Raw genomic sequence first — 9,882 nt, forward strand, 5'->3', positions numbered from 1 at the left:
GTCCGCCTCTCATCCGCCGCCAGCACCGCATGTCCCATCCTCGTCCTCTCCGGCCCAGCCCAGCACGGCCCGGTCGCCGGCGACACCGAGCACCTCGAACCGGGCGAAGAGCTCCTCGGCGTACCACTGTGTCACCGGGGTCCGGGTGATGGCCGCCCGGTGCTGCGGGTGACGGTACGCGAACCGGGTCAGATCCGCCGTGTCCCGCCACACGCTGACGGTGCCCTGCCAGCCGAGCGGTGCCTCGCCGACGCCGAACCGGCAGCGCAGCCCGTCGGCGTCGGCCAGTGCGGCGGCGACCGGCGGCACCGCCCGCCAGAAGGTGACCGCCTTCGTGGGCCGCAGCCGCGCCCGGGTCAACGCCAGCACCGGTCGCCCGGCGCCAGGTTGCCCACCGCCCGGCCCACCGAACGGGGTGACGCCGGACCAGCGGCCCCGGCTGTGCAGCGGCCGCAGGTCGACGCGGACCCGCGCGTCGGCGATCCGTAGCCACGCCTGCCCGACCGGCGAGGTGTCGAACCCGGTCGCCGTCGCCGGGTCGTCCCACACCACCAGCGCCGCCCACCGGGTCGGGTCGACGTCGGTGGGCCCGAACCCGGTGCCGGTCCCGGTGCCGAGCAGTTTGGCGAACCGTACGCCGTCGACGCGCCGCAGCCGGCGGGCGTCGACGGCCATCCGGGCCAGCACTCGCGGCAGCCGTCGCCGGGGGACCCGCCAGACGTGCAGCGTGACCAGCTCGGGCACCGGGGCCGTACGGCCGACCGGGTCGTTCACGCCACCTCGGCGGCGGTGCCGGCGGTGATGCGTAGCAGTTCGGCGTAGGTGGTCGGGAAGACCGCCCGGGGTACGCCGCCGGCCGCCCAGATCTCCGGGTACTGCTGCAGCGCCACGTCGACCAGGGTACGGACCGGCTTGGGATGGCCCAGCGGCGCGACCCCGCCGATCGGCTGCCCGGTGTGTTCCCGGACGAACTCGGGGGTGGCCCGGCGGAGCGCGTCGATGCCGAGGTCGGCGGCGACCTTCGCGGTGTCCACCCGGTGTGCGCCCGAGGTGAGCACCAGCAGCGGCTCACCGTCCGCGTCGAAGATCAACGAGTTGGCGATCTGCCCCACCTCGATCTCAAGGGCGGCGGCTGCCGCGGCGGCGGTGTGCACCGCGTCGGGCAGCAGCCGCACCCGGCAGCTGGCGCCGGAGCCGTCCCGGGCGTCGGCGGTGTTCAACGCGTCCTGCACCGCCTGCACGTTCGGATGTGTCTGCATGGCCTCTATCTTGCTCGTGGCCCGGATCGTGCCGCCGTCCGGATCAATTACACCCTATTTGGGGTGGTTATGCTCCTTGTGGCGGATCTAGCGCGGAGGAGTGCGAGCATGACTGCCCACCGGCTTCGGGTGGCCGCCTATGCGGTCTGTGTCGACCAGGGGCAGCTGCTGCTGGCCCGCTACGTCTCGCCGGGCGGCTCCCGGCGGCACTGGACGCTGCCCGGCGGCAAGGTCGAACACGCCGAGGACCCGGTCGACGCGGTGGTCCGCGAGGCGGCCGAGGAGACCGGCTACCAGGTCGAGGTGGAGTCGCTGCTCGGCGTCGACTCCCGTACGGTGCCCGCGCAGCGCCGGCTGCCCGGCCGCGGCGAACGGCACAACCTGGGGGTCTTCTACCGGGTACGGGTCGTCGGCGGCGCGTTGCGGCCCGAGGTCGGCGGCTCCACGGACCTGGCACAGTGGGTGCCGCTGTCGCAGGTGCCGCAGCTGACCCGGGCGGTGATCGTCGACGTCGGTCTGGAGCTCGACCGCACCCGCCCGCCGAGCGGCCACGTCACCCCGGTCCCGGTACGCGGCCTGCTCCGCCACTGAACTCAGCCGCTCGCCGCTCCACCCGCCCTGCCCGCTCGCCCTGCTTCGTCTGCACGCCTGCCCGCTGCGGCACGAGCCGAACGTCAGGTACCTCATCGACGCCGGAACTGCGCGCGGCCGGCCGGCCGCGCGAGCGGAGTGCCCCGTGCCGGCTCCCGGGGACCCAAGGTGCCTCCGCAGGCTTGATGCCACAGGTGCATCAAGATGCACGTGTGGCATCAAGCCCGACCGGCACCCCAGGGCCGATGAAGGTGACGATGCGTCCGCTGCACGCAGCCACCGTCGTCTTTGACTGATCGGCGTTGCGACTAACCTGGTCCGGTGACGGCGGAGGGGCGGCTCATCGATCTCGACCGGCCGACCAGCGCGACGGCGCCCGGGGCACCGGTTGGCGGCGCGGCGCGGCGACGCTTTCGCGGACCGGGCCGGCTCGTCGGTGTGCTGCTGGCCGGCGTGGCCATGGGCGGCCTCGGCGGCTGGCTGCTCAACGACTACCAGCAGCAACGAGCTGCGGCGGCCACCGCCGGTTCGATGGTGGCGTTCGCCGGCGAGGTGTGGAGCATGGGCGACGGGCAGCTGAACGCCAAGGTGACCGTGGTCAACACCGGAACGCAGCAGGTCACCGTACGGGTCCTCGACACGGAGTCCCCCGGCCTGGCAGTGGCCGACACGGGCGGGCAGACCCGCGTACGGCCTGGAGGAGTGGGATCCGTCGACGTACGGGTCACCTTCGACTGCGACACGATCATGCACCGGTTGGCGGCGCCACTGCCGATGCGGTTCTCGGCGACCACCGACGCCGGCCGGACCGTGGAGGTCACCTATCCGGTGGCGGTCACCGGCCGATGGCTGCAGGGCACCGGCTTGTCCTGCCAGGAGGGGCCGGTCGGCGGCGGCCGTACGGTGATCCTCCTGCCCGGCCGGTGATCGGGCTCGACGGTCTCGGCGTGCGGCACCGGCGCTACAGTGCCGGCATGGCGGAGTTGACCACGCCGCGGCTGGTGCTGCGGCACTGGCGCGGGTCCGACCTGGAGCCGTGGGTGGCGATGAACGCCGACCCTCAGGTGCGCGAGTTCTTCCCGGGCCTGGCGACCCGCGAGCAGAGCGCCGCCACCATGGCCCGCTGCCAGGCCGGCCTGGACCAGCGTGGCTGGGGTTGGTGGGCGGTCGAGGTGGCGGCGACCGGCGAGCTCATCGGCATGACCGGCCTGAGCCCGGTGGAGGCCAACATGCCGTTCGGCGGGGTCGAGGTCGGCTGGCGGCTGCGCCGCGACGCCTGGGGCAACGGGTACGCGACCGAAGCGGCCCGCGCCTGCCTGGCGTACGGCTTCGATACCCTCAGCCTGCCGGAGATCGTCGCGTTGACCGCCGTCGGCAACCTGCGCTCGCAGGCGGTGATGCGGCGGATCGGGATGACCCGCGACCCGGACGGCGACTTCGACCACCCGAACGTGCCCGACGGCCCGGTACGCCGCCACGCGCTCTTCCGAATTCAGGTTCCGCCGCGCGCGCACTGACCACGACGGGCGCACCTCGGTCAGTTCGACAGGATGCCCATCCGAGAGCTCAACAGCGTATTGATTCGATCATTCTTTGCTGATCGGATCGGCTGGTGGATGTCGATATGTGGATCAAGGCCTTCAAAGCGGCCAGGGCAGCGGCGGATGTCTCGCAGGATCAGCTTGCCCCGAAAATCAACTACAGCGCCTCCACCATTGCGGCGGTGGAGACGGGGCGGCGCCGGCCGACGATGACTTTGGCTGCGGGTGCTGACGAAGCCTTGGATACCGGCGGTCTTCTCGCCGAGATGCTGGATCTGATCAACAAGAAGCAAGCGCCGAGCTGGTTTGCGTCATGGCGCGCGGTCGAGGACCGCGCGGTCAAGCTGCGGATGTACGAGCCGTTGCTGGTGCCGGGACTGCTGCAGACGGAGGAATACGCGCGTGCGGTTTTCACCGGCACCGGCCTGTACACCGCAGACGGGGTCGAGGATCAGGTGGCCATGCGGTTGGATCGCCAACGGCTGCTCGCCAGGGAGAAGCCACCGGTGTTTGTCGCCGTGGTCGACGAAGGGGCGCTGCGCCGGATCGTCGGCGACACGGTTGTACAGCGCGAGCAGCTCAACTATCTGCTTACGCTGATGAACGAGCGGCGGATCAAGCTGTACGTGGTGCCGCTCAGCGCTGGGGCGTACGCTGGCATGTCCGGTGGATTCGTCATCGGTACGCTGCCCGAGGGCGACGACGTGGTGCATGTGGACGGGGTCTTCGGGCATCCCGTGGACCATCCGAGCGGTGTGGAGCAGGTGGTGCGGATCTGGGACAGTCTGCTGACCGAGGCGCTTCCCGAGCGAGCATCACGTGAGCTGATCGAAGGTCTGGTGAAGGAACTATGAGCGGTACGAGTGTGACACCACGATGGCGTACCTCGACCCGGTCCGGCAACGGCGGCAACACCTGTGTCGAGGTCGCCGACAATCTCCCTGGCCGGGTACTGGTCCGCGACAGCAAGGACGTCACCGGCCCGTTGCTCGCCTTCGGCCCGGCCGCCTGGTCGGCCTTCGTGACCGGGCTGACCGTCACCCGCTGAGCCCGCTGAGCCCGCTGAGCCCGGCAGCCAGTCGACCCGGCGGGCGGAGTCAGGCCGGGACGCAGACGGTGATCGCGGCGGGAACCACCCGTACCTTCATCTTCTTGGCCTGACCCCGGGCGCCGCCGTCGAGTTCGTACGTCATCGGCTCGGCCAGCCGGATGTCGACCCGCCGGGCGCGGGTCATCCGGACGAACGGGGAGCGCTCCGAGCGCCCGACCGCCATCCGACCCAGCGTGCGCGCCCACTCGGCGGCCCCCTGCGCGGTGGTCACCCCGACCTCCAGCCAGCCGTCGTCGGGCCGGGCATCGTCGAAGGCGTGGATGCCGCCGGTGATCCGGCCGACGTTGCCGACCAGGACGCAGCTGGCCGGCTCGTCGAACCAGATCGTGCCGTCGACCTTGATCCGGGTCCTCGGCGTGACGCCGCCGACGTGGCGCAGACCGGTCCAGACGTACGCGAGTTTGCCGGCCCGGTCCTTCAGGTCCCGGTCGGCGTCGCGGATCAGCCGCCCGTCGAAACCGGCCCCGGCCATCACCGCGAAATGCTCGCCGTTGACCCTGCCCAGGTCGAGCCGGCGACGTTCGCCCTCGAAGCCGATCCGTACCGCCTCGCCGAGGTCCTCCGGCACGCCGAGGTTGCCCGCCAGCAGGTTTGCCGTGCCGGCGGGGACGATCGCCACGGTGGCGTCGCGACCGGCCAGCGCGTCCAGGCACCGCTGCACCATCCCGTCGCCGCCCCATACGAAGACCAGCTCGGCACCCCGCTCGACGGCCCGCCGGGCCTTCTTCGGTGCCTTGCGGCTCTTCGGCACCTCGTACCAGTCGATGTCCTCGGCGCCGTGCCCGGCGATCGCCGCGCGCAACTCGTCGAGGCCGCCGCCGAGGGTCTTCTTGCGGTGGGCGACGACGGCGACCCGCTTCGGTGCACTCATACCGCCGGTCTTACCCGCCGGCACCGGCCACTACGCCGGCCGACGGCGGCCGGCTGTCCGGCTGTGACGGTCCCGGTGACGTCGGGCCGTCCGGCAGCGGCGGTCCGGGGGGCAGCGGACCGTCGGGTGCCGGCGGTACGGCGGGCGGCACGCCGGTGCCGGTCCGGGCGGTCTCGGCCAACGCCACCCCGGTCAGCACCAACGCGCCGCCGGCCAGCTGCACCGGGGTCAACGTCTCACCCGAGCCCAGCACCACCCAGGCCACCGTAGCGGCGAACACCGGCTCGACCATGCCGACGATGCCGACGCTGGTCGCCGGCAGGTGCCGCAACGCGCCGGTGATCATCAGGTACGGCACGATCGAGCCGAGGACCACCACGTAGCAGCAGAGCAACGCGACCGGCATCCCGCCCTCGGTACGGGTGAGCAGCGGCTGCCAGCCGTCCAGGCCGGCGGTGGCGGCGCGGACGATCAGCCCGGCGATCGCCGATGCGCCGAACGCCCAGGTGGTCAGGGACAGGGTGTCCCGGTCCTGGACACCCCGGGCGCCGATCAGGAAGTACGCGGCGAGCATCACGGCCGCGCCCAGCCCGGCGGCCACCCCCAGCGGGTCGAGGGTCAGCCCGCCCCACACCTGCGCCACGCAGGCCAGCCCGAGCAGGCTCAACGCCAGCCCGGCCCACAGCCGGGGCAGCACCTGCTGGCGTTGCACGGCCCAGGCCCAGACCGCCACCATCAGCGGCGCGGTGTACTCGAACAGCAGCGCGATGCCGACCGGTAGCCGGGAGATGGCCACGAAGTAGAGCATCGGGACCAGGAAGAAACCGGTCAGCCCGTACGCGACGAGCAGCGGAACCTCGCGGCGGCGCAGCCGCACCCGGCGGGCACCGGGCCGCAGCACGACGCTGAGTACCAGCAGCCCGGTGAAGGCGCCGACCGCCCGCAGCACGGTCAGTTGCGGGGCGTCCAGCCCGGCTCGCAGCACCAGCTTGGAAACGGTGCCGTTGATCGCGAACAGGGCGCTGGCCCCGACCACCATGGCCAGGCCGAGCGCCTGTCGACGGGCGAACGCAGTCGTCACGGCGGTGAGGCTACCCTCGCCGCTGTCAGTGCCGTACCGCGATGCCGGCCCTTACCGCATGGTGGTCCGCCGGCCGGAGATCATGGTGGTCCGCCGGCCGGAAATTCGGTGGGCGGCGACGCACGGGTACGGCACCATTCGGAGATGGCCTTCATCGAAGCTGATGGCTTGACCAAACGGTTCCGCCGGCCGGTGAAGGACCCGGGTCTGCGCGGCGCGCTGAAACACCTGGTGGTACGCCGGTTCGCCGACCATGTCGCGGTCGACGGCGTCGATCTGCGGGTCGAGGCGGGCGAGGCGGTGGCGTACGTCGGGCCGAACGGCGCCGGCAAGTCGACCACGGTGAAACTGCTGGCCGGCATCCTGGTGCCGACCGCCGGGCAGGTCCGGGTCGGCGGGGTGGTGCCGCACCGGCAGCGGGTCGCCAACGCCCGACAGATCGGTGTGCTGTTCGGCCAACGTACCCAGCTGTGGTGGGATTTGCCGGTCCGCGAGTCCCTGGCCCTGCTGCGTGACCTGTACGACGTCGACAAGGCCACCTACCGGGAGCAGCTGGAGCGCTTCGACGACGTACTCGGGCTCGGTGAGCTGCTGCCGGTGGTGGCCCGCAAGCTCTCCCTCGGTCAGCGGATGCGGGCCGACCTGGCTGCCGCGCTGCTGCACCGTCCCCGGGTGGTCTACCTCGACGAGCCGACCATCGGGCTGGACATCGCGGTCAAGGACCGGGTCCGGGCGTTCCTGCGGGAGCTGCGCGCCGACGGCACCACCCTGATCCTGACCACCCACGATCTCGGCGACATCGAGGACCTCTGCCAGCGGATCGTGATCATCGACCAGGGGCGAATCATCTACGACGGCCCGCTGGCCGGGGTGAAGGACCAGTTCGCCCGGCACCGCTCGATGCACCTGCACCTGGCCGACCCGGTGGAGCTGGACACGGTCGCCGCCGCCGTCGGCAGCGCACAGGTAGCCGCCGGCGCGACGCCGGGTGAGTTCACCGTCCGGTTCGACCGGTTCGCGGTCACCGCCGGCCAGGTGATCGCGGCCGTGTCGGCGGTGTCCGAGGTACGCGACCTGCGCATCGACGAGCCGGCCATCGAGGACGTGGTCCGCAAGGTGTACGCCGGTGAGCTGCGGCTGGTGCCGGCACCGTGACCACGGTCGCCGCCACCGACGCCCCGGCCCGGTCCAGCGGTGTCCGGCCGTACCGGGCGCTGGCCCGGGTGGCGGCCCGCAGCGCGGTCGCGTACCCGTTGAGTTTCGTCCTCGGCATGGCCGGGGTGCTGCTGCAGCTGCTCGCCATGCTGTCCATCTGGGCGGTGCTGCTCGGCTCCGGGACCAGCGTCGGCGGGTTCAGCTGGCCGCAGATGAAGGCGTACCTGCTGATCGCCTATGTCACCGGGTCGTTGATGTCGTTCGGTGACTGGGAGATGGCCGCCCGGATCCGCGATGGCATGGTCGCGGTCGACCTGACCCGCCCGGTCGACTACCAGCGGGCCCGGTTCGCCGAGACGCTCGGCATCGCCGCCGTCGAGGTTGCCTTCTCGCTGGCGGTCTGCGCCGTGGTGCTGGCGGTCACCGGGCCGGTCCCGGTGCCGCCGCCCGGCCAGGCGGCGCTGTTCGCGGTCAGCGCGCTGCTGGTGCTGCCGTTGCGGTTCACCACCGTCTACCTGACAGCTCTGCTGTGCTTCTGGACGCAGAACATTTTTGGCGTTTCGTTGGCCCGGGGAGCGATCACCAACCTGTTCTCCGGGGCGCTGGTGCCGTTGACCCTGCTGCCCGGCTGGCTGCAGGCGATCGCCGCGGTGCTGCCGTTCGCCGGCATGACGTTCACTCCGGCGACGATCTACCTCGGCCAGGCGACCGGATCCGACGCCTGGCTGCTGATCGGCATTCAGGCGGTGTGGACGGTGGCGTTGTGGTGGGGTGCCCGGCTGGCCTGGCGGTCGGCGGTGCGCCAACTGACCGTACACGGGGGTTGATCATGCGATCACGGACCGGCCTGCGCCGGGGGTTGCGGCTCTACTGGCGCAGCCTCGGTGCCCACCTACGGTCCACCCTGGAGTACGAGGCGGACTTCTGGATCCTGGTCGCCGGGTCGGCGCTGACCCAGCTCGTCGGCCTGGCATTTCTCGGCGCGGTCTTCTCCCGGGTGCCGCAGGTCAATGGTTGGACGTTCGCCGAGGTGGTCCTGATCTACTCGATCGTGGTGCTCTCCGACGCGGTCGGGCCGCTGCTGTTCGAGGGCGTGTGGCGGCTGCCGTGGCTGGTCAACAAGGGGGAGCTGGACTACAAAATGGTCCGGCCCTACCCGGTGGTGCTGCAGGTGCTCAGCGACGACGTCGGTATCAACGGGCTGGGCAACCTGGTCACCGGTGGGGCGATGTTCGGTTGGGCGGTGTGGCGGGTCGACGTCGCCTGGACCCCGGCGCTGGTCGTCGGCGGGCTGGGGCTGTTCGCCAGCGGCATGGCGGTCAAGCTGTCGATCAGCCTGGCCACCAACTCGTCGGCGTTCTGGCTGCAGAGTCCGCATTCGATCTTCGCGTACGCGGTGCACCAGATCGGTGACCTGGCCCGCTACCCGGTGTCGGTCTACACGTTCGGGGTGCGGCTGGTGCTGGTGGTCGGGCTGCCGTTCGCCTTCGTCGGATTCTTCCCGGCCAGCGCGGTGCTCAGTGCCGGTGGTGGCGATGCCGCCCGCGCCGGGGTCGGTCCGACCTGGCTGGGCTGGCTCACCCCGCTGATCGCCGCCTACTGCGTCGGAGTGGCGGCGCTGATCTTCCGATCCGGTCTGCGCCGTTACGAGTCCGCCGGCAACTGATGGCCGGTCGGCTCAGCTCAGGCCCATCGACTCCACGTACCGCTCTGCGGTGTTCGGGTAGGGCAACGCCAGCGCGTTGCGGCAGTACCGGCCGTCGGCCCGGGCCATCAGCTCGGCTTCGATCAGGTATCGGCGGACCGTCACGTGGTCCACCGCACCGCCATCACACCAGCGGCGTAACCGTTCGTCGACCGTCGACTCGTCGTAGACCACGTCGCGTTCGAAACACGCCTGCGCGATGTGCGCCAGCACCGGGCGGCGGCGCGCCTGCCGGGCCGGCAACGAGACGATACGTCCCTCGCGGATGAACGGGCTCAACTCGGCGCTCATGCCGCCGGACGGTACGCAACCCGCCGCCAAGGTCGCTATCAGTTTTCGGGTGGACGCAGGACACCGATGGGCGTCAGGCGCCGTTTGCGAGGTTCGGTGCGGCGCGGCGGGCGGGTGGCTGAGGTGCCGGGCGCGGGGGAACATCGGCCGGCCGGGCGGCGTTGGATCCTGGCGTTGGACCGAGTGGGCGAGTGGCCGGGCTGATCTGCCGGGCCTGATCCGCCTGGTCCGCCTGGTCTGTCGCCCGGTGCGGGTGCGGCCGGGTCTGCGGCCCCGC

Annotated in this window: 13 protein-coding genes; 8 read left to right on the forward strand and 5 right to left on the reverse strand. The window is 71.6% G+C overall.

The genetic code is table 11. From position 1 onward, the window contains the following. Positions 1-9: 9 nt before the first annotated feature. Positions 10-774: a monooxygenase gene (locus ACXAHD_RS16595; protein ID WP_289213238.1), complete on the reverse strand. Its 765-nt coding sequence runs from the start codon at positions 772-774 to the stop codon at positions 10-12. Continuing rightward, positions 771-1,259 (reverse strand): YbaK/EbsC family protein, encoded by a 489-nt coding sequence (locus ACXAHD_RS16600; protein ID WP_281550697.1) that lies wholly within the window; start codon positions 1,257-1,259, stop codon positions 771-773. Before ACXAHD_RS16600 ends, ACXAHD_RS16595 begins: the two co-directional genes overlap by 4 nt. Before the next feature lie 108 nt (positions 1,260-1,367). Between ACXAHD_RS16600 and ACXAHD_RS16605 the strand changes: the two genes are divergently transcribed. The 5 genes from ACXAHD_RS16605 (at position 1,368) to ACXAHD_RS16625 (ending at position 4,439) form a co-directional block, all read left to right on the forward strand. After that, positions 1,368-1,850 carry an NUDIX domain-containing protein gene (locus ACXAHD_RS16605; protein WP_123602689.1) on the forward strand — a complete coding sequence of 161 codons (483 nt, stop codon included), beginning with the start codon at positions 1,368-1,370 and terminating at the stop codon, positions 1,848-1,850. A gap of 321 nt (positions 1,851-2,171) precedes the next feature. Next, positions 2,172-2,777: a hypothetical protein gene (locus ACXAHD_RS16610; RefSeq protein WP_281550696.1), complete on the forward strand. Its 606-nt coding sequence runs from the start codon at positions 2,172-2,174 to the stop codon at positions 2,775-2,777. Positions 2,778-2,824: 47 nt separating this feature from the next. Beyond that, positions 2,825-3,367, forward strand: coding sequence for a GNAT family N-acetyltransferase (locus tag ACXAHD_RS16615; protein WP_289213237.1), 543 nt, complete (start codon positions 2,825-2,827; stop codon positions 3,365-3,367). A 95-nt stretch (positions 3,368-3,462) separates the two neighbouring features. Then, positions 3,463-4,245: a helix-turn-helix domain-containing protein gene (locus ACXAHD_RS16620; protein WP_281550694.1), complete on the forward strand. Its 783-nt coding sequence runs from the start codon at positions 3,463-3,465 to the stop codon at positions 4,243-4,245. Continuing rightward, entirely contained in the window at positions 4,242-4,439 is a 198-nt protein-coding gene (locus ACXAHD_RS16625) for a DUF397 domain-containing protein (protein ID WP_281550693.1), read from the forward strand. The genes ACXAHD_RS16620 and ACXAHD_RS16625 overlap by 4 nt, the downstream gene beginning before the upstream one ends. A gap of 49 nt (positions 4,440-4,488) precedes the next feature. Here the strand turns inward: ACXAHD_RS16625 and ACXAHD_RS16630 are convergent, their stop codons facing one another. Both ACXAHD_RS16630 and ACXAHD_RS16635 read right to left on the reverse strand, forming a co-directional pair. Further along, positions 4,489-5,373, reverse strand: a complete 885-nt coding sequence (locus ACXAHD_RS16630) for a diacylglycerol/lipid kinase family protein (RefSeq protein ID WP_289213236.1) — start codon at positions 5,371-5,373, stop codon at positions 4,489-4,491. Positions 5,374-5,383: 10 nt separating this feature from the next. Further along, complete coding sequence (locus tag ACXAHD_RS16635; protein ID WP_289213235.1) at positions 5,384-6,454, reverse strand: EamA family transporter; 1,071 nt, start codon at positions 6,452-6,454, stop codon at positions 5,384-5,386. Positions 6,455-6,598: 144 nt separating this feature from the next. On the opposite strand from ACXAHD_RS16635, the gene ACXAHD_RS16640 reads away from it, so the two are divergent. Genes ACXAHD_RS16640 through ACXAHD_RS16650 form a run of 3 tightly spaced genes read left to right on the forward strand, consistent with a single transcriptional unit; the run spans position 6,599 to position 9,275 of the window. Further along, entirely contained in the window at positions 6,599-7,609 is a 1,011-nt protein-coding gene (locus ACXAHD_RS16640) for an ABC transporter ATP-binding protein (RefSeq protein ID WP_282231522.1), read from the forward strand. Next, on the forward strand, positions 7,606-8,436 hold the full coding sequence (locus ACXAHD_RS16645) for an ABC transporter permease (RefSeq protein WP_282231521.1): 831 nt from the start codon (positions 7,606-7,608) through the stop codon (positions 8,434-8,436). Before ACXAHD_RS16640 ends, ACXAHD_RS16645 begins: the two co-directional genes overlap by 4 nt. A 2-nt stretch (positions 8,437-8,438) precedes the next feature. After that, on the forward strand, positions 8,439-9,275 hold the full coding sequence (locus ACXAHD_RS16650; protein WP_289213234.1) for an ABC transporter permease: 837 nt from the start codon (positions 8,439-8,441) through the stop codon (positions 9,273-9,275). Positions 9,276-9,287: 12 nt separating this feature from the next. Here the strand turns inward: ACXAHD_RS16650 and ACXAHD_RS16655 are convergent, their stop codons facing one another. After that, positions 9,288-9,605: a DUF2087 domain-containing protein gene (locus ACXAHD_RS16655; protein WP_281550686.1), complete on the reverse strand. Its 318-nt coding sequence runs from the start codon at positions 9,603-9,605 to the stop codon at positions 9,288-9,290. Positions 9,606-9,882: the final 277 nt, after the last annotated feature.

Source organism: Micromonospora sp. ABR4_055 (assembly GCF_056160425.1).

Bases quoted from the DNA above. Each gene is read 5' to 3' on its own strand.
- ACXAHD_RS16640 (WP_282231522.1), top strand. From the start codon at position 6,599: ATGGCCTTCATCGAAGCTGATGGCTTGACCAAACGGTTCCGCCGGCCG.
- ACXAHD_RS16615 (WP_289213237.1), top strand. From the start codon at position 2,825: ATGGCGGAGTTGACCACGCCGCGGCTGGTGCTGCGGCACTGGCGCGGG.
- ACXAHD_RS16600 (WP_281550697.1), bottom strand. From the start codon at position 1,259: ATGCAGACACATCCGAACGTGCAGGCGGTGCAGGACGCGTTGAACACC.
- ACXAHD_RS16605 (WP_123602689.1), top strand. From the start codon at position 1,368: ATGACTGCCCACCGGCTTCGGGTGGCCGCCTATGCGGTCTGTGTCGAC.
- ACXAHD_RS16655 (WP_281550686.1), bottom strand. From the start codon at position 9,605: ATGAGCGCCGAGTTGAGCCCGTTCATCCGCGAGGGACGTATCGTCTCG.
- ACXAHD_RS16650 (WP_289213234.1), top strand. From the start codon at position 8,439: ATGCGATCACGGACCGGCCTGCGCCGGGGGTTGCGGCTCTACTGGCGC.
- ACXAHD_RS16625 (WP_281550693.1), top strand. From the start codon at position 4,242: ATGAGCGGTACGAGTGTGACACCACGATGGCGTACCTCGACCCGGTCC.
- ACXAHD_RS16630 (WP_289213236.1), bottom strand. From the start codon at position 5,373: ATGAGTGCACCGAAGCGGGTCGCCGTCGTCGCCCACCGCAAGAAGACC.